At 64.1% G+C, this 17,122-nt stretch carries 17 protein-coding genes; 14 read left to right on the plus strand and 3 right to left on the minus strand.

Going from position 1 to position 17,122, the window contains the following annotated elements; genetic code table 11:
* Nucleotides 1–17: 17 nt before the first annotated feature.
* Complete coding sequence (locus tag AC1DQR_RS26260; protein WP_416049190.1) at nucleotides 18–3,125, minus strand: Rne/Rng family ribonuclease; 3,108 nt, start codon at nucleotides 3,123–3,125, stop codon at nucleotides 18–20.
* Between the two features lie 768 nt (nucleotides 3,126–3,893).
* Here AC1DQR_RS26260 and AC1DQR_RS26265 point away from each other — a divergent pair.
* From AC1DQR_RS26265 to AC1DQR_RS26280, 4 genes are all read left to right on the plus strand, one after another.
* Complete coding sequence (locus tag AC1DQR_RS26265; RefSeq protein ID WP_150983149.1) at nucleotides 3,894–4,895, plus strand: RluA family pseudouridine synthase; 1,002 nt, start codon at nucleotides 3,894–3,896, stop codon at nucleotides 4,893–4,895.
* 19 nt (nucleotides 4,896–4,914) lie between these two features.
* Nucleotides 4,915–5,574, plus strand: coding sequence for an HAD-IA family hydrolase (locus AC1DQR_RS26270; protein ID WP_416049189.1), 660 nt, complete (start codon nucleotides 4,915–4,917; stop codon nucleotides 5,572–5,574).
* Nucleotides 5,567–5,959 carry a Rieske (2Fe-2S) protein gene (locus AC1DQR_RS26275; RefSeq protein WP_477134049.1) on the plus strand — a complete coding sequence of 131 codons (393 nt, stop codon included), beginning with the start codon at nucleotides 5,567–5,569 and terminating at the stop codon, nucleotides 5,957–5,959. Before AC1DQR_RS26270 ends, AC1DQR_RS26275 begins: the two co-directional genes overlap by 8 nt.
* 62 nt (nucleotides 5,960–6,021) lie before the next feature.
* Nucleotides 6,022–7,191: a S49 family peptidase gene (locus tag AC1DQR_RS26280; RefSeq protein ID WP_416049187.1), complete on the plus strand. Its 1,170-nt coding sequence runs from the start codon at nucleotides 6,022–6,024 to the stop codon at nucleotides 7,189–7,191.
* Between the two features lie 74 nt (nucleotides 7,192–7,265).
* On the opposite strand, the gene AC1DQR_RS26285 is transcribed toward AC1DQR_RS26280, so the two are convergent.
* Both AC1DQR_RS26285 and AC1DQR_RS26290 read right to left on the minus strand, forming a co-directional pair.
* Complete coding sequence (locus AC1DQR_RS26285; protein WP_174425087.1) at nucleotides 7,266–7,997, minus strand: SAM-dependent methyltransferase; 732 nt, start codon at nucleotides 7,995–7,997, stop codon at nucleotides 7,266–7,268.
* A gap of 51 nt (nucleotides 7,998–8,048) precedes the next feature.
* Nucleotides 8,049–8,648 (minus strand): Maf-like protein, encoded by a 600-nt coding sequence (locus tag AC1DQR_RS26290; protein ID WP_416049186.1) that lies wholly within the window; start codon nucleotides 8,646–8,648, stop codon nucleotides 8,049–8,051.
* 249 nt (nucleotides 8,649–8,897) lie between these two features.
* On the opposite strand from AC1DQR_RS26290, the gene AC1DQR_RS26295 reads away from it, so the two are divergent.
* The 10 genes from AC1DQR_RS26295 (at nucleotide 8,898) to rpoE (ending at nucleotide 17,094) form a co-directional block, all read left to right on the plus strand.
* Entirely contained in the window at nucleotides 8,898–9,494 is a 597-nt protein-coding gene (locus tag AC1DQR_RS26295; protein ID WP_416049185.1) for a YceD family protein, read from the plus strand.
* 119 nt (nucleotides 9,495–9,613) lie between these two features.
* A complete protein-coding gene (rpmF, locus tag AC1DQR_RS26300) occupies nucleotides 9,614–9,793 on the plus strand; it encodes a 50S ribosomal protein L32 (protein ID WP_006158597.1) in 180 nt (59 codons plus the stop codon).
* A 323-nt stretch (nucleotides 9,794–10,116) separates the two neighbouring features.
* On the plus strand, nucleotides 10,117–11,193 hold the full coding sequence (plsX, locus tag AC1DQR_RS26305; protein WP_416049184.1) for a phosphate acyltransferase PlsX: 1,077 nt from the start codon (nucleotides 10,117–10,119) through the stop codon (nucleotides 11,191–11,193).
* A gap of 59 nt (nucleotides 11,194–11,252) precedes the next feature.
* Entirely contained in the window at nucleotides 11,253–12,233 is a 981-nt protein-coding gene (locus AC1DQR_RS26310; RefSeq protein WP_150983156.1) for a beta-ketoacyl-ACP synthase III, read from the plus strand.
* A 72-nt stretch (nucleotides 12,234–12,305) separates the two neighbouring features.
* A complete protein-coding gene (gene fabD, locus AC1DQR_RS26315) occupies nucleotides 12,306–13,241 on the plus strand; it encodes an ACP S-malonyltransferase (protein WP_416049183.1) in 936 nt (311 codons plus the stop codon).
* Between the two features lie 15 nt (nucleotides 13,242–13,256).
* Nucleotides 13,257–14,006, plus strand: a complete 750-nt coding sequence (fabG, locus tag AC1DQR_RS26320; RefSeq protein WP_416049182.1) for a 3-oxoacyl-ACP reductase FabG — start codon at nucleotides 13,257–13,259, stop codon at nucleotides 14,004–14,006.
* A gap of 170 nt (nucleotides 14,007–14,176) precedes the next feature.
* Nucleotides 14,177–14,416, plus strand: a complete 240-nt coding sequence (gene acpP / locus AC1DQR_RS26325) for an acyl carrier protein (protein WP_009522116.1) — start codon at nucleotides 14,177–14,179, stop codon at nucleotides 14,414–14,416.
* Between the two features lie 199 nt (nucleotides 14,417–14,615).
* A complete protein-coding gene (fabF, locus tag AC1DQR_RS26330) occupies nucleotides 14,616–15,848 on the plus strand; it encodes a beta-ketoacyl-ACP synthase II (protein WP_416049181.1) in 1,233 nt (410 codons plus the stop codon).
* Between the two features lie 49 nt (nucleotides 15,849–15,897).
* Complete coding sequence (locus AC1DQR_RS26335; protein ID WP_416049180.1) at nucleotides 15,898–16,365, plus strand: hypothetical protein; 468 nt, start codon at nucleotides 15,898–15,900, stop codon at nucleotides 16,363–16,365.
* A 129-nt stretch (nucleotides 16,366–16,494) separates the two neighbouring features.
* On the plus strand, nucleotides 16,495–17,094 hold the full coding sequence (gene rpoE / locus AC1DQR_RS26340; protein WP_006158605.1) for an RNA polymerase sigma factor RpoE: 600 nt from the start codon (nucleotides 16,495–16,497) through the stop codon (nucleotides 17,092–17,094).
* Nucleotides 17,095–17,122 lie beyond the last annotated feature (28 nt).

Raw genomic sequence — 17,122 nt, forward strand, 5'->3', positions numbered from 1 at the left:
ACCCGCGAGGGTGCCGCTTACTTCTGCGGCGTCCCAGCGGTATCGCCACCGGTTTCGACCAGGATCATCGGACCTTCAGGCAGCGGCGGCAGGGGCTTGCGCTCCCGCACGACGCGCGGTGCCGGCGGGATGCTGGCAGCCGCTTCCTGCGCAGCGCGCAGCTTGCTGGTGTCGGTGTTGACCCACTCCAGGCCAGCCGAGGCCAGCATCGGCTGCAGGCTTTCGACCGCCACCGGGGCTACCGTTGCCACCGGGGCAGCGGCCGGCACTTCAACGGTAGGCGCCACGACAGCAGGGGCTTCCACGACAGCTTCAGCCACAACCGGAGCCGGTGCTGGCTGATAGGCGGCCGGGCTTGCTGCGATCGTCTCAACCACCGTTTCAGCCACCGGCTCGGCAACCGTTTCGATGATCGGCGCAGCGACCGGCGCCGAGATCGGCGCGGCCTGCACGAACACCGGCTCCGCCGGCAGTGCCACGGGCTGTTGCGTCACCACGGCAGCTTCGGCGGGCTGGTAAGCCGGAGCGCTCGGCGCGGCTTCGGCAACCGGCACGGCAGCGGCTTCGATCGCAGGCGCTTGGGCGACCACAGCCGGGGCGGCGGCCTGGGTGCTTTCGCGCACTTCCGCCGTGTACTCGCCTTCAGCGCTTTCCGCGCCTTCGGTTGCCTGGGCGCCGTCGTCGCGTTCGCGGCGATAGCGGTTGCGGCCACGGCGATTGCGGCGGCGGCGTTCTTCGCCTTCACCGTTCTCTGTGCCTTCCGTGCCTTCCGGCAGGTCGGTGCGTGCGTTGTCGGCGTCATCGTGCGAGGCAACCGCTGCGGCTACGGCCGGCGCTGCCACGACAGCTGCGGCGGTCGCGGCTACGGCTTCGGCAGCCAGGCCTTCGGTGGCTTCGCCTTCGCGCGGCGCGTCGCCTCGTTCACGCTGGCGGTCGCGCTGGCGCTCGCGGCGTTCCTGGTTGCGGTCGCGGCGGCCTTCGCCACGGCCTTCCGTACGCTCGGCCGGTGCGCCTTCGGGCTGGCGTGCCGGCTGGACTTCCAGTGCGGCCTGGCGCGGGGCGCGGCTGTTGCGCTCGCCGCGTTGTTCGCCACGTTCAGCACGTTCACCGCGCGCTTCGACGCGCTCGCCACGCTCCGCGCGCTGTTCGCCGCGGTCCGCGCGCTCGCCACGTTCCTGGGGTGCGCGCTCGCCGCGCTGGCCACGGCCCTGGCGGTCGCCACGTTCGCCGCCGCGCTCGCCACCGCGTTCGCCACGCTGGCCACGGCCTTCACCGCGTTCGCCACGTTGGCCGCGTTCGCGACGGTTCTCAGCGCTGCGTTGCTCCGCGTCAACCGGCTTGGCCGGCTCGACGGCGGGCGCTGCGGGCTTGGCGCCGAACAGGTTCTTCAGCCAGCCGATAAAACCACCACCGACCACCGGCTGGGTAGCCGGCACCGGACGTGCGGCTGCCGCCGCGGCTTCCGGGCGCGGGGCGCGCTCGGCGCGCGGCACGGAGACGGGCGCCGGCTGTTCCGGGGTGATGCCCTTGACGGCAGCTTCCTGGCGCGGCTTGGCATCTTCCTTCTTGCGGCTGCTGTAGCTGGTGTCGGCTTCCAGTTCCTTGGCGGCAGCCTCGGCCATCTTGTAGCTGGCCATGCTGTCTTCCAGGCGCGGGTCGTCGTGACGCAGGCGCTCCAGCTTGTAGTGCGGGGTCTCCAGGTGCTTGTTGGGGATCAGCAGCACGTTGACCTTGAAGCGCATCTCGATCAGGTTGATGTCCTGGCGCTTCTCGTTGAGCAGGAACGCGGCGACTTCCACCGGCACCTGGCAGTGGATGGCAGCGGTGTTTTCCTTCATCCCTTCTTCCTGGATGATGCGCAGGACCTGCAGGGCGGAGGATTCGGTATCCCGGATATGGCCGGTGCCGTTGCAGCGCGGGCAAGTGATGTGCGAGCCTTCCGACAGCGACGGGCGCAGGCGCTGGCGCGACAGCTCCATCAGGCCGAAGCGGCTGATCTTGCCCATCTGCACCCGGGCACGGTCATGGCGCAGGGCATCCTTCAGGCGCGTTTCCACGTCCTTCTGGGCCTTGCTGGCTTCCATGTCGATGAAGTCGATCACGATCAGGCCGCCCAGGTCGCGCAGGCGCAGCTGGCGGGCGATTTCGTCGGCGGCTTCGAGGTTGGTGCGCAGCGCGGTTTCCTCGATGTCGGCGCCCTTGGTGGCGCGGGCCGAGTTCACGTCCACCGACACCAGGGCTTCGGTATGGTCGATCACGATGGCGCCGCCCGAGGGCAGCATCACCATGCGCGAATAAGCCGACTCGATCTGGTGCTCGATCTGGAAGCGCGAGAAGAGGGGGACGTCGTCCCGGTACTTCTTCACGCGGTTCATGTTGTCGGGCATGACCACGCTCATGAAGGCGCGGGCCTGCTCGTAGATTTCGTCGGTGTCGATCAGGATCTCGCCGATATCCGGCTGGAAATAATCGCGGATGGCGCGAATCACCAAGCTGGACTCGAGATAGATCAGCAGCGGGGCCTTGTTGTCGCCGGCGGCGCCGTCGATGGCCTTCCACAGTTGCAGCAGGTAGTTCAGATCCCACTGGAGTTCTTCGGCCGAGCGGCCGATGCCGGCGGTGCGGGCGATGATGCTCATGCCCTCGGGCACGGCCAGCTGGCCCATGGTCTCGCGCAGTTCCTGGCGGTCCTCGCCCTCGATGCGGCGCGATACGCCGCCGCCGCGCGGGTTGTTGGGCATCAACACCAGATAGCGGCCGGCCAGCGAGATAAAGGTGGTCAGCGCCGCGCCCTTGTTGCCGCGCTCTTCCTTTTCTACCTGGACGATCAGTTCCTGGCCTTCATGCAACGCGTCCTGGATGCGCGCGTTGCGCACGTCCACGCCTTCCTTGAAAAAGGCGCGTGCTACTTCCTTGAAGGGCAGGAAGCCGTGGCGTTCTTCGCCGTAGTTGACGAAGCAGGCTTCCAGCGAGGGCTCGATCCGGGTGATGACACCCTTGTAGATGTTGCCCTTGCGCTGTTCGCGCCCGGCGGCTTCGATGTCGATGTCAATCAGCTTCTGACCATCGACGATGGCGACGCGCAGTTCCTCTTGCTGCGTCGCGTTGAAAAGCATGCGTTTCATCGCATTACCTCACTCAATGCCGCGGATTGCACCGGCATGCGGTGCCCGCGGCGTTCGTTCCGTGGAGCACGCGAGGGAGCGAGTGAGGGCGCGAGAATTGCCGAAAGCGCCGTCGCGCAAATGAGCGCGGCCGGCTGGGCACGGGTGAAAGAGAGGTAACGACGTCGAAAGCGCCGTCCGCATGGTCGGAGAGAACGCCGGTGTGCTGCTTTGCGCAGCGACCCAGCGGGTTTCCGGCTGGCATGGCGGCAGTGCGGGCGTAAAGAGGCGCCATCGCACCGCGGCCGGCCGCGGAAGGGCTAGACGCGTCAAAGAGCAAGTTTGTCGTCACGGCAATGCTGCTTCGCTTCCTGACATCTCCTGGCGGGCGCACCTACTGCTTCTTGGAGTTCTGCGACCGGGCGCCGGTATAACCAGTCAGGCGGCGTTGGAAGCATGCCGGCGGCACCGTTTCCCGGTGCGGGCGGGACTTCTCTCACCAGAGTGGATGCCGGGTGGGCACCCACTATCAAATTCTGTTCTACCTGAACACTACTCCCACGTGACCGCCGTCAGCGCCGAAGTTGCCTTTGGGCGACTTCCTGCGCGGGCGATACCGTGCGTGCTGCGTTTTTGCTGCCATTTACCAGCCCCGGGCTCGCGTGGTACGCAAAGAAGCGGGAGGCTGGCAGGGTTGGCGGCAACCCGAAGTGTAAAATACGACGAATCGCCTACACCTGACTTGCGCTGCCGGTCTTTGGCCGGAACAGCGAGGAAATTATATTGAAAATGAATGAGTTACGCCATCAAATTGAAAAAGAGGTGCGGCCCGCCGCGGCCGGGCCCCAGGTGGCGTACGTAACGATTGGCGACGAAGCCGATGGCCAGCGCATCGACAACTTCCTCCTGAAGCTCTCGAAAGGGGTGCCCAAGAGCCATGTCTACCGCATCCTGAGGTCGGGTGAGGTGCGTGTGAACAAGGGGCGGGTCGACGCCACCTATCGCCTGCAGCTGGGCGACGTGGTGCGGATTCCACCTATGCGTGTGGCGGCTTCGGCACCCGATGCCGGCAAGTTCGTGCCGCCGGCCAGCTTTCCGGTCGTCTTCGAGGATGAATACCTGCTGGTGATCAACAAGCCTGCCGGCGTGGCCGTGCATGGCGGCTCCGGCGTAGCATTCGGCGTGATCGAGCAATTGCGGCGCGCCCGCCCGCAGGCCAGGTTCCTTGAGCTTGTGCACCGTCTCGACCGCGAGACCTCCGGCCTGCTGGTGCTGGCGAAGAAGCGTACCGCGCTGGTGAACCTGCATGAGCAGATGCGCGGCAGTGCGCTGGACAAGCGCTACTTCGCCTGTGTGGCGGGGCATTTCGAGAATGCCCGGCAGCACGTGAAATTCCCCCTATATAAGTACACCACCCCGGAAGGCGAGCGCCGCGTGCGGGTGCAGGAAGATGGCATTGCCTCGCATACCGTGTTCAACCGGCTCGAGGTCATGCCGGGCTACACCTTGCTCGAGGCCGAGTTGAAGACAGGGCGGACCCACCAGATCCGGGTCCATCTGGCGCATTCTGGCTTCCCGATCCTGGGCGACGAGAAATACGGCGATTACGCCCTCAACAAGGCGCTGGCCCGCAGCGGCGCCAATCCTGGGCTCAAGCGCATGTTCCTGCACGCGCACAGCCTGACATTTACGCATCCGATAAGTGGAGAAATCACCACTGTCGTTGCACCCATGCCGCCGGAGTGCGAAGCGTTCCTGCAGCAAGCTCGTAACCTGCGCGCCGCTGACTAAGGCGCTAACAAGGATAATCATGGCCAGGCAACGCTTCGACCTGATCGTGTTCGACTGGGATGGAACCCTGATGGATTCCACCCCGACCATCGCCAAATGCATCCAGCTGGCCAGCCGCGACCTCGGCTTGCCGGTGCCCGACGACAGCGCCGCCAGCCACGTAATCGGGCTGGGGCTCAAGGATGCGCTGTCGTACGCCGTGCCCACGCTCGACCCCGCCGACTATCCCCGGCTGGCCGAGCGCTACCGTTTCCACTTCCTGACCCGCGACGCCGAACTGGTGCTGTTCGACGGGGTGCGCGAGATGCTGGAAGCCCTGCGCGCCGAGCATTATTTCCTCGGCGTGGCGACGGGCAAGACCCGCGTCGGCCTGCAGCGCGCCCTGGAAGCAACTGGGCTCGTACGCCTGTTCGACGGCACGCGTTGCGCCGACGAGACCTTTTCCAAGCCCCACCCGGCCATGCTGCAAGAGTTGACCCGCGAACTGGGGCAGGACATGGAGCGCACGGTGATGATCGGCGATACCACCCATGACCTGCAGATGGCGGCCAATGCCGGCGCGGCGGGCATCGGCGTAGGCTACGGCGCGCATCCCGCGGACGCCCTGCGCGCGATGGCGCCGCTGCATTGCGCGTCGTCCATCGCTGAGCTGAAAGACTGGCTGCTGGCGCATGCTTGACGCAACGGGCCAGGGGGTGACTGGCGAGCGTCACCTGTGCGCAGCCGAGGACCTGGCTGACGGCGGCGCCGGGGTACGTTTTGTGGTCGAAGTGGGTGGGCGCCCCGTGAGTGCGTTTGTCGTGCGCTTCGAGGGGGCTGTCCACGGCTACCTGAACCAGTGCGCGCATGTGCCGATGGAGCTCGATTGGCAGGAGGGACAGTTTTTCGAGTCCTCGGGCCTATACTTGATGTGCGCCACACATGGCGCGGTTTATGCGCCGGACAGTGGCTTGTGCGTGGGCGGGCCCTGCCGGGGCGCTTCATTGTCCAAGCTGCGTGTCGAAGAGCGCGACGGCAATGTGTACTGGCTGCCGGAAAGGCCATACGAAGCATCCGCGGGCTAGCGGGCAGCCGGCAGGTCCGGTGCCCCGGCCCGCCTATCTATTCATAATCAAGAGCCAACTGCATGACTGAACAGCAAAAACCGCCGCAGGACGAATCCGGCAAGGCGCAGGAACCGGTGGCTTCGGCCAGCGCGGGGGCGCCCGGGGCGGGGGATGACCGGCTGGAAACCGCTTCGCAGGCCGATTACCCGCTGGAGCAAGAGTTGCGCGCCGGAGATGCTGCTTCGCAGAAAGAAGCCGGCCAGCGCAAGGCGCGCATGGCCGGTCGTGACGTCGGCCCGGTCCCCACGGGGACAGGCTGGGAGCGAGATGTGCTGGAGAAGGTGCTGATGGCGACGCTGCGCGAGCAGCGCGCGGCGCGCCGCTGGCGGATTTTCTTCCGCTTCGCCGGGCTCGCCCTGCTAGCGCTGATTTTCTTCGCCGTTTTCGACTTCAAGGGCGACGGCACCATTGCCACGAGCGGTCGCCATACGGCAATGGTGTCGCTCGACGGCGAGATTGCTGCCGGGACGCCGGCCAGCGCTGAATCGATCAACGCAGCCCTGCAAGCCGCGTTTGCCGATACCAATGCCGCGGGGATTATCCTCAAGATCAACTCGCCCGGCGGCTCGCCGGTACAGGCCGGCATGATCAATGACGAGATCCGGCGCCTGCGGACGCTTTATCCCGCCAAGCCGTTCTACGTGGTGGTGGAGGAGATCTGCGCCTCGGGCGGCTATTACGTGGCGGCGGCGGCCGACAAGATCTATGTCGACAAGGCTAGCATCGTCGGCTCGATCGGCGTGCTGATGGACGGCTTTGGCTTCACCGGGCTCATGGACAAGCTGGGCGTCGAGCGCCGGCTTTATACCTCCGGCGCCAACAAGGGCATGCTCGACCCGTTCTCCCCGCAGGTGCCGCGGCAGAAGCAATACGCCGAAACCATGCTCAAGCAGATCCACCAGCAGTTCATCGACGTGGTCAAGGAAGGCCGAGGTGACCGCCTGAAAGACGATCCGGACCTGTTCTCCGGCTTGTTCTGGTCCGGCGAGCGCAGCGTTGAACTGGGCTTGGCCGACGGCCTGGGTAACGCGGACTACGTGGCGCGGGATCTCTTCAAGGCAGAGGACATCGTCGACTACACCGTCAAGGAGAATATTGCGGAGCGGGTAGCCAAGCGTTTCGGCGCGGCGATGGGCGCGGCGGCGATGAAGACCATGCTGTTCGGCACGCGCGTGCAGGCCATGCATTAAGCCGGCCGAGCTGGACTCGGGATGGGGCGAAAACGCCCCATTTTTCGTTTGCTTCCTCGTTTGCCGACCGTCGCTCAGGCTGCCAGCAAGGAGAAAATGGCCGGGCGCTTGTTCAGTGCCAGCCGCTCCGGGCGCCAATCGGAGATGGGCAGCGTGACGATCGTCTCGCTTGGCAAGGTCAGGTCTACCGCGATCGACAACAGGCTGGTGCCTGCGCAATGCTGGCGCATGGCTTCCAGCAAGGGGCCATTGCGGTACGGCGTCTCGATCCAGACCTGGGTCTGGCGCGCTTTGCGCGATAGCTGCTCCAGCTCACGCAGGCGCTTGGCGCGCTCGCCGGCATCCACCGGCAGGTAGCCGTTGAACGCAAAGCTCTGGCCATTGAGGCCGGACGCCATCACGGCCAGCAGAATCGAGCTCGGACCCACCAGCGGGCGCACGCGCACGCCCTTGGTGTGAGCCAGGCGCACCAGGTTGGCGCCGGGATCGGCCACCGCCGGCACGCCGGCTTCCGATAGCAAGCCGCCGTCGCGCCCTTCGCGGATCGGTGCCAGCAGGGCGGCCAGTTCGCCTTCGCGCGTATTGACGTTGAGTTCGCGGATCTCGATCTGCTGGATTGGCTTGGCCAGCGGGCAGGTTTCACTGAGTTTCTTCAGGAAGGCGCGTGCCGTCTTGGCATTTTCCGCTACGAGGTAGTCCAGGCTGGCCGTGATTTGCTGCACGCCAGCCGGAATGACATCCGCGAGCGGGTCGAACTCGTCGCGTTTGCCCAAGGTGTTGGGGATCAGGTACAGGGTGCCGCTCATGCTTGGATTCTCATTTGTCTTCTGTGGCTTGGCGCAGGGTGGGCGAAGCCCTTAGTCCTGGAAGAAAGGGTAGCCGGCCTGGCGCAGCATATTGGTCAGCGCGATCAGGGGCAGGCCTACCAGCGCGGTGGGATCGTCGGACTCCATATGCGAGAGCAGGGCGATGCCCAATCCTTCGGATTTGGCGCTGCCCGCGACATCATAAGGGCGCTCGATGCGCAGGTAGGCATCCAGTTCCTGGTCGGGAAGGTCGCGGAAAGTCGCGCGCGTCTGGATATCAGCCAGCTGAACCTCGCCGTTACGACTGTCAAGCAGGCACAACGCGGAGTGAAAAGTGACGGTACGGCCGCGCATCCACTGCAATTGCGCCAGGGCCTTTTCATGGGAGCCGGGCTTGCCGATCTGCCTGCCGTCCAGCGTGGCGACCTGGTCGGAGCCGATGACCAGGGTGCCGGGATGCTGCTCGGCAATGGCCTGTGCCTTGGCGTGGGAGAGCCGCAGCGCGGTGGCCTCGGGGCTTTCGCCTGGCTGTGGGGTTTCGTCAATGTCGGGAATGGCCACCTCGAAAGGAATGCGCAGGCGCTCCAGCAATTCGCGGCGATAACGTGAGCTGGAACCCAGGATCAGGGTGGGGCGAGAAGTTTGCAGCATAAGTAATTGAGCGAAAAGGGAAAGCGACGAATGGCCGTCTTCCAAAATTTTGACCGCGGCAGCAGAATCGACGTATAATCTCGCGTTTAGCCAAGCAAGTCCGGCGCAATACCGTGTTTTTTCCGGTGTTGTGTAGCTTCCGAGTCACGTTTCGACGGTGCGTATACAGGTATATGTCAGGTGTACGTAAAAAATGCGTCGAAGCCGCGATCCTCCGGGATGCCTCCCGGCATGACGGCACGATAAGACATGACCCAGCCGATTGACCTGCGCGCGCTCGATCTCTTTGCGTTTTGCCGCGCCGGCGACGACGCCACCGGCGAAGTTGCTGCACGCGATTTGCCGCGCATCATAGCCGAGACTGCGGCGCAAGCGCCAGCGTCGGCGCCGGACGAGGTGTTCAGCTACGCGCTTTCCGGCTTTGTCGAGGAAGAAGCGAACGAGCCCGGCAAGCCCGCGGTGGAGCGCCTGTTCATTGAGCTGGCCGTGAATGGCCGGGTCTGGCTGGATTGCCAGCGCTGCCTGCAGGTCTACGAGCAGCCGATCGCCACGGACATGTGTTTCGAGGTGGTCGCCAGCGAGGCGGATGCCGATGCGGCGCCCATGGATGACGACGAGCTCGATGTGATTGTTGGCTCCAAGCGCTTTGACCTGCTGACGCTGATTGAAGATGAAGTGCTGCTGGCTTTGCCGGTGGCGCCCAAGCATGACGTTTGCCCCACGGTGCACGAAAGCCTCGTGACCGGGGTGGACGGACAGGCGGAACCTGAACCAGAGGTTCTGCCGGAAGAAGAAAAACGGCCTTCGCCCTTTGCGGCGCTGGCCGGCCTGAAAACGAAGCACTGAAGCCGGTTCGCCGGCATCTGGCAACGTTCGAAGGCACCAGGATCAGCATCCGGCCGGGCCCGGCTACGCCTCGTGCGGGATGCGTGTGTTACCATTGAAAAATTCTCGAAGGAGTCATCATGGCAGTTCAACAGAACAAGAAGTCGCCCTCCAAGCGCGGCATGCATCGCTCGCACGACCACCTGACCACGGCAGCGCTGGCAGTGGAGCCGACCACAGGCGAAACCCACCTGCGTCACCACGTGAGCCCGAACGGCTACTATCGTGGCCGCAAGGTCATCAAGACCAAGAACGACTGACAGATCGTTCGGCGTGACTTTGCGTCTCGTACGCGCACGTTGGTAGGTCAAGAACAAAAAAGCGGCAAAATCGTTGCCGCTTTTTTGTTGCGCGCTCGCAGCGCAAACCGTAGCGCAGGCTTCCATCGGGCCGATTTGCGCCGCCGGCTCAAGCTGAGTGCATGGCTAGATGCCATGCGCGGTGGCGAGGGCGGCGCCAGATCTCGCCTTGGAGCGCTCCGGGAGTGCCGTCGGGTTGCCACCGGCTGGTCAGGGTCATGCCTGCCCGGCTCGGGAGCCAGGATTTCAAGTCACGCCGACCAGCGCTTCTGCACCAGGAAACAATGACGATCAAACTAGCTATCGACTGCATGGGTGGCGATCACGGTGTCTCCGTGACCGTACCGGCGGCGATCAGTTTTCTCTCAAGCCATAGCGACGCCGAAGTGGTGCTGGTCGGCTTGCGGGACAGCATCGAGCCGCAGCTCAAGAAGCTGCACGCGCTCGACCATCCGCGCGTGCGCATTGTGACCGCGTCCGAAGTCATCACCATGGATGACCCCGTTGAAGTGGCGCTGCGCAGGAAGAAGGATTCCTCGATGCGCGTGGCGGTGACCCAGGTGAAGGAGGGGCTGGCTGGCGCATGCATCTCGGCAGGCAATACCGGCGCCCTGATGGCGGTGTCGCGCTATGTGCTGAAAACGCTCGAAGGCATCGAGCGGCCGGCTATCGCTACCACCATTCCCAATGAGCAGGGCTGGGGTACCACGGTGCTCGACCTCGGTGCCAATGCCGACTGCGAGCCCGAGCACCTGCTGCAGTTCGCGCGCATGGCAGAGGCCATGGTTGCCGTGGTGGATCACAAAGACCGCCCGAGCGTCGGCCTGCTTAACATTGGCGAAGAAGTGATCAAGGGCAATGATGTGGTCAAGCGCGCGGGTGAGCTGCTGCGCGCTTCGGAACTCAACTTCTACGGCAACGTGGAAGGCAACGACATTTTCAAGGGCACCACCGATATCGTGGTGTGCGATGGCTTCGTCGGCAACGTCGCGCTAAAGAGCAGCGAAGGGCTGGCCAAGATGATCGCCAACATGATCAAGGAAGAATTCACGCGTTCGTGGTTCACCAAGCTGCTGGCGGTCCTGGCTTTGCCGGTGCTCAAGCGATTGTCCCGGCGCCTGGACCCGGCGCGCTACAACGGCGCCTCCCTGCTCGGCCTGCGCGGGTTGGTCGTCAAAAGTCATGGTTCCGCCGATGCGCACGCTTTTGAGTGGGCTATCAAACGCGGGTATGATGCGGCCAGGAATGGTGTGATCGAACGCACCATTCAGGCCTTCGCCAACAAGTCAGGTAACAGCACTCCGGCTACCGGCCCGCAGTCAGGCGCCGAGGATTCCAGTCCAAGCCCGCACGCCGCCTGAGGTCTTGATGTAGATGCCGCGGGCGACGACCCGTGGCCAGACGATCGATCCGACATTACATGACAAGCTACGCAAAAATCATCGGGACCGGGAGCTATTTGCCTCCGCGGCGCGTCACTAACCAAGATATCGCGGCGCAACTGGCTGAGAAGGGCATCGAGACCAGCGACGAATGGATCTTTTCGCGCAGTGGCATCTCGGCCCGCCATTGGGCCGAGCCGGATGTCACCAGCAGCGACCTCGCCGTCAAGGCAGCGGAGCGCGCGCTGGAGGCTGCCGGCATCGATCGCCAGAGCATCGACCTGATCATCGTTGCCACTTCCACGCCCGATTTCGTCTTCCCCAGCACCGCCTGTCTCGTGCAGCAGAAGCTTGGCATCACCAACAACTGCGCGGCGTTCGACCTGCAAGCGGTGTGCTCCGGCTTTGTCTATGCGCTGGCCACCGCCGAGAAATTCATCCGCAGCGGTTCACACCGCAATGCGCTGGTGATTGGCTCGGAAGTGTTTTCCCGCATCCTGGATTTCAACGACCGCACCACCTGCGTGCTGTTCGGCGACGGTGCCGGCGCAGTCGTGCTGTCGGCCTCCGAGGAGCCCGGCATCCTGTCGTCGGCGATGCACTCCGATGGCAGCCACGTGGATATCCTGTGCGTGCCGGGCAACGTCTCGGGCGGCAATATCACCGGCAACCCCTTCCTGCACATGGATGGCCAGGCTGTGTTCAAGCTGGCGGTCACCGTGCTCGACAAGGTCGCGCGAGAAGCACTCGCGGGCGCGCAGTTCCCGGCGGAAAAGGTCGACTGGCTGATCCCGCACCAGGCCAATATACGCATCATGCAAAGTACGGCCAGGAAGCTTGGCCTGCCCGCCGAGCGCATGGTGGCTACGGTGCATGAGCACGGCAACACCTCGGCTGCCTCGATCCCGCTGGCGCTCGACGTGGCGGTGCGCGATGGCCGCATCGGCGCAGGGCATCACGTGCTGATGGAAGGCGTGGGCGGCGGCTTCACCTGGGGCGCGGTACTGCTGCGCATGTAATATTCGGGCCGGCGCGGCGGTGCCATGCCGCTGCGCCGACCCGGCGCTGTTCATCTTTACGATTCGATTGCGATGAAATTCTCCTTTGTATTCCCAGGGCAAGGCTCGCAGGCAGTTGGCATGCTCAACGCCTTTGCCGGCAATGCGGTAGTTCGTGCCACGCTGGATGAGGCATCCGCTGCGCTTGGGCAGGACCTGGGCCAACTGATCGCCGAAGGCCCGGCCGAGGACCTGAACCTCACCACCAACACGCAACCGGTGATGCTGACCGCCGCGGTGGCCATCTACCGCGCCTGGCTCGACGTCGGCGGTCCGGCGCCGGCCGTGGTGGCGGGGCACAGCCTGGGTGAATATTCCGCGCTGGTGGCAGCCGGAGTGATCCCCTTCGCTGATGCGGTGCCGCTGGTGCGCTTCCGCGCACAAGCCATGCAGGAAGCCGTGCCGGTTGGCGAGGGCGGCATGGCGGCCATCCTGGGGCTGTCCGACGATGACGTGCGCGTCGCTTGCGCTGAAGCGTCGGCGACCGGTGCCGGCGTGGTGGAGGCCGTGAACTTCAACGCTCCGTTGCAGGTGGTGATCGCTGGCAACAAGGGTGCCGTGGAGAAGGCCTGCGAAATGGCCAAGGCACGCGGCGCCAAGCGCGCGCTGCCGCTGCCGGTGTCGGCACCGTTCCACTCGTCGCTGCTCAAGCCCGCATCGGACCGCCTGCGCGAGCGCATGGCCGGCATGGTGTTTTCCGCACCGTCGATTCCGCTGGTGAACAACGTCGATGTGGCCATCGTCAATGACCCGCAAGCCATCAAGGACGCGCTGGTCCGCCAGGCCGCAGCCCCGGTGCGCTGGGTCGAGTGCGTGCAGAAGATCGCTGCTGAAGGCGTGACTCATGTGATTGAGTGCGGCCCCGGCAAGGTGCTGGCCGGCATGACCAAGCGCATCGACGGCAGCCTGGTGGGCGGAGCGATCTTCGATCCGGCCTCGCTGCAGGACACGCTGGCGCTGCTGAAGTAAACAAGGACCAACGCAATGACAAAATTTCTGGAAAACCAGGTCGCGCTGGTAACCGGCGCATCGCGCGGCATTGGCCGCGCCATCGCACTGGAACTGGCTGCCCAGGGCGCCACGGTGGTGGGTACCGCCACCAGCGAGGCGGGTGCAGCAGCCATCAGCGAATACCTGGCGGCAGCTGGCGGCAAGGGCCGCGGCGCCGTGCTCAACGTCAATGATGCGGCGGCGTCGGAAGCGCTGATCGATGAACTGGTCAAGGCGCATGGCAGCCTGGGCGTGCTGGTGAACAATGCCGGCATTACCCAGGACCAGCTCGCCATGCGCATGAAGGACGAAGACTGGAGCGCGGTGATCGAGACCAATATGACGGCGGTGTTCCGCCTGTCGCGCGCCGTGCTGCGCCCGATGATGAAGGCCCGCGGTGGCCGTATCATCAACATCACCTCGGTGGTCGGCTCGACCGGCAACCCGGGCCAGATGAACTACGCGGCGGCCAAGGCCGGCGTGGAAGGCATGAGCCGGGCGCTTGCGCGCGAGATCGGCAGCCGCAACATCACCGTCAATTGCGTGGCGCCGGGCTTTATCAATACCGACATGACCAAGGTTCTGTCGGAAGAGCAGCATGCGGCACTGAAGACGCAGATCCCGTTGGGCCGGCTCGGCCAGCCGGAAGACATCGCACATGCGGTGGCCTTCCTGGCAGGTCCGCAGGCGGCCTACATCACTGGTACAACGCTCCATGTGAATGGTGGCATGTACATGAATTGATCACCTTGTGCAGCGGCCGGGTTCGAGGGAGAAGCCGGCAGAAGCTGTGTGAAGTGGTTATTTTTAAAACTGATCGGGCGCAGTTCTTGCAATAGATGGCGGGGGGCATTTTTATGGCCCAAACCTGCTAAAATGCGCCCACTTTTTGTCGAACTTCCCTGGAGGGTTACATGGACAATATCGAACAACGCGTCAAGAAAATCGTGGCAGAGCAACTCGGCGTGGCCGAGGCAGACATCAAGACCGAATCGTCGTTTGTGAACGACCTGGGCGCTGACTCGCTCGACACGGTTGAGCTGGTGATGGCGTTGGAAGATGAATTCGGCATGGAAATTCCTGATGAGGAAGCCGAGAAGATCACGACCGTGCAACAGGCAATCGATTACGCCACTGCACACGTCAAGGCTTAAGCCTGTCGTATCTGAATTCCGAGCCACAGAAGGCAGGCGCGTGGGCCTATGGGTCCGCCGCGTTGTTTTCTGTGGCTTTCGTCTGTTCGAAGAAGCACAATTGGATGCGTTGCGCCGGTGTCGGTGCAGCCAGTTGCTGGCCGTTGGCCGGCATCGATTCCCAATCCGGTTTTGCTTCACGTACCCGTAGGAAATCATAGTGAGCCGTCGTCGCGTCGTCGTCACTGGGCTTGGCCTTGTGTCTCCGGTCGGAAACACGGTTGCCGAAGGCTGGGCCAACCTGGTTGCCGGCAAGTCTGGCATTGCCACCGTCACCAAATTCGATCATTCCGCGCTTGCCGTGCACTTCGCTGGCGAGGTCAAGGGGTTCAACGCCGAGGACTACATCCCGGCCAAGGAAGCCCGCCATATGGATACCTTTATCCACTATGGCATCGCAGCGGGTTCGCAGGCGCTGAAGGATAGCGGCTACGAAGTGACCGAAGCCAATGCCGATCGCATTGGCGTGCTGGTCGGATCGGGCATCGGCGGTCTGCCGATGATCGAGGATACCCATGCGGAGCTGACCAATCGCGGTCCGCGCCGGATCTCCCCGTTCTTCGTGCCTGGCTCGATCATCAACATGATCTCGGGCCACCTGTCCATCATCCATGGACTCAAGGGCCCCAACCTGGCCGCGGTCACGGCTTGCACTACCGGTCTGCACAGCATTGGCCTCGCGGCCCGCCTGATTCAGGCTGGGGACGCAGACGTGATGCTGGCCGGTGGCGCTGAATCTACCGTCTCGCCGCTGGGCATCGGCGGTTTCGCCGCAGCGCGTGCGCTGTCGACCCGTAACGATGACCCCGCAGCCGCCTCCCGCCCCTGGGACAAGGATCGCGATGGCTTCGTGCTGGGCGAGGGCGCCGGTGTGGTCATGCTCGAGGAATACGAGTCGGCCAAGGCGCGTGGTGCCAGGATCTATGCGGAGCTGATCGGCTTCGGCATGAGCGGCGATGCTTACCACATGACCGCGCCCAATATGGACGGCCCCCGCCGCTGCATGGTCAACGCCCTCAGGGATGCTGGCATCAATGCGGATGAAGTCGGCTACCTGAATGCGCACGGCACCTCGACGCCGCTTGGTGACAAGAACGAGACCGAGGCGATCAAGCTGGCCTTTGGCGATCACGCCTACAAGCTGGCCGTCAACTCCACCAAGTCGATGACTGGCCACTTGCTGGGTGGCGCGGGCGGGCTTGAGTCGGTCTTCACCGTGCTGGCGCTGCACCACCAGGTGTCGCCGCCGACCATCAACATCTTCAACCAGGATCCCGAGTGCGACCTGGATTACGTGGCCAATACGGCACGTGACCTGAAGATCGACGTGGCGGTGAAAAACAACTTCGGCTTCGGCGGCACCAACGGCACGCTTGTCTTCCGTCGCGCCTGAACCCGGCGGCCGCCGGGTGGCTTCCCCTTTGCGTCTCAGGGCCCATCCCTTGCGGTGGGCCTTGGTGCTGTTCCTGGCCTGCGAGCTGGCAACGTTCGCGTTGCTAGCCCGGCAAGGCGTGCAGGAACTGGGGCGCTCGGCGCAAGGCTGGGATTTAACGCAGTGGCTGTTGGTGGCTGGCCTGGCCGGGTTGTGCGGCTGGCTGGCCTGGCATTGGCCCAAGCTCTGGCGCGGCGCTGCCTGTACCTACGGAGGCCTTGCGCCAGGGCGGGACCGTACCGGCCGGCCTGGCATCCTGGTCAATATGCCGGACGGCAGCCGCGTGATAGCGAGGGTGGAATCCAGCTGGGAACTAGGCGAGCTGGCGCTCGTGCTGGCCCTGGAACCGGTAGCCGGACAGCCGCCACGTGTGCTGGTGGTCAATCGCGCATTTGCCGGTGCCAGCGCTTTGCGCGCCCTGAGGCGCACTATTCGGGTTGCGCGCCGCGAAGACCCGGCGGCCAGCGAGGCCGGCTGATGCGCGGCCATTTCAACCATTCTTCACAATATGCGTTGCAACGCACTGACCGTGCGGCCCGCAACGTAGGTAAAATACAACGTTTGTCGTGAAGACGATACCAAGAGATACACTGCAGGTGAAATATTCGTGAGCGAACGCGAAGCCGATCAGCTCCTCGTTGAACGCGTCCAGCAGGGCGATAAGCGGGCCTTTGAATTGTTGGTGGTGAAATACCACCGCAAGATCATCAGGCTCATTTCGCGTTTGGTGCGGGATTCCGCGGAAGTGGAGGATGTGGCACAAGACGCCTTTATCAAGGCGTATCGTGCATTGCCGCAATTTCGCGGCGAGTCGGCGTTCTACACCTGGTTGTACCGGATCGCGGTGAACACGGCGAAGAACTACCTGGCGACCCAGGGACGCCGTCCGGAAGCCTCCAGTGATATCGATGCCGAAGAGGCTGAAACTTTTGCGGACGGTGAGCAACTAAGAGATATCAATACGCCGGAGTCGATGCTTCATACCCGCCAGGTGGCCGAGACGGTCAACCGCGCGATGGAAGCACTGCCCGAGGAATTGCGCACCGCCATCACCCTTCGCGAGATCGAGGGCCTCAGTTATGAGGAGATCGCGGAAGCCATGGGTTGCCCGATCGGCACAGTCCGGTCGCGCATCTTCCGGGCGCGCGAGGCGATTGCCGATAAATTGCGCCCGCTCCTGGGAACAGCAGAGGGCAAGCGGTGGTAGTAGGTGGCGATATCGAGTGGTAAGCAGT

This window comes from Cupriavidus sp. 05L411, from assembly GCF_056398045.1.

Excerpts from the sequence above, each read along its gene's own strand:
- AC1DQR_RS26260 (WP_416049190.1), bottom strand. The coding sequence starts at position 3,125 with ATGAAACGCATGCTTTTCAACGCGACGCAGCAAGAGGAACTGCGCGTC.
- AC1DQR_RS26290 (WP_416049186.1), bottom strand. The coding sequence starts at position 8,648 with ATGCTGCAAACTTCTCGCCCCACCCTGATCCTGGGTTCCAGCTCACGT.
- AC1DQR_RS26295 (WP_416049185.1), top strand. The coding sequence starts at position 8,898 with ATGACCCAGCCGATTGACCTGCGCGCGCTCGATCTCTTTGCGTTTTGC.
- AC1DQR_RS26280 (WP_416049187.1), top strand. The coding sequence starts at position 6,022 with ATGACTGAACAGCAAAAACCGCCGCAGGACGAATCCGGCAAGGCGCAG.
- AC1DQR_RS26275 (WP_477134049.1), top strand. The coding sequence starts at position 5,567 with ATGCTTGACGCAACGGGCCAGGGGGTGACTGGCGAGCGTCACCTGTGC.
- fabG (WP_416049182.1), top strand. The coding sequence starts at position 13,257 with ATGACAAAATTTCTGGAAAACCAGGTCGCGCTGGTAACCGGCGCATCG.
- AC1DQR_RS26270 (WP_416049189.1), top strand. The coding sequence starts at position 4,915 with ATGGCCAGGCAACGCTTCGACCTGATCGTGTTCGACTGGGATGGAACC.
- AC1DQR_RS26265 (WP_150983149.1), top strand. The coding sequence starts at position 3,894 with ATGAATGAGTTACGCCATCAAATTGAAAAAGAGGTGCGGCCCGCCGCG.
- rpmF (WP_006158597.1), top strand. The coding sequence starts at position 9,614 with ATGGCAGTTCAACAGAACAAGAAGTCGCCCTCCAAGCGCGGCATGCAT.
- AC1DQR_RS26285 (WP_174425087.1), bottom strand. The coding sequence starts at position 7,997 with ATGAGCGGCACCCTGTACCTGATCCCCAACACCTTGGGCAAACGCGAC.
- AC1DQR_RS26310 (WP_150983156.1), top strand. The coding sequence starts at position 11,253 with ATGACAAGCTACGCAAAAATCATCGGGACCGGGAGCTATTTGCCTCCG.
- fabD (WP_416049183.1), top strand. The coding sequence starts at position 12,306 with ATGAAATTCTCCTTTGTATTCCCAGGGCAAGGCTCGCAGGCAGTTGGC.
- plsX (WP_416049184.1), top strand. The coding sequence starts at position 10,117 with ATGACGATCAAACTAGCTATCGACTGCATGGGTGGCGATCACGGTGTC.
- acpP (WP_009522116.1), top strand. The coding sequence starts at position 14,177 with ATGGACAATATCGAACAACGCGTCAAGAAAATCGTGGCAGAGCAACTC.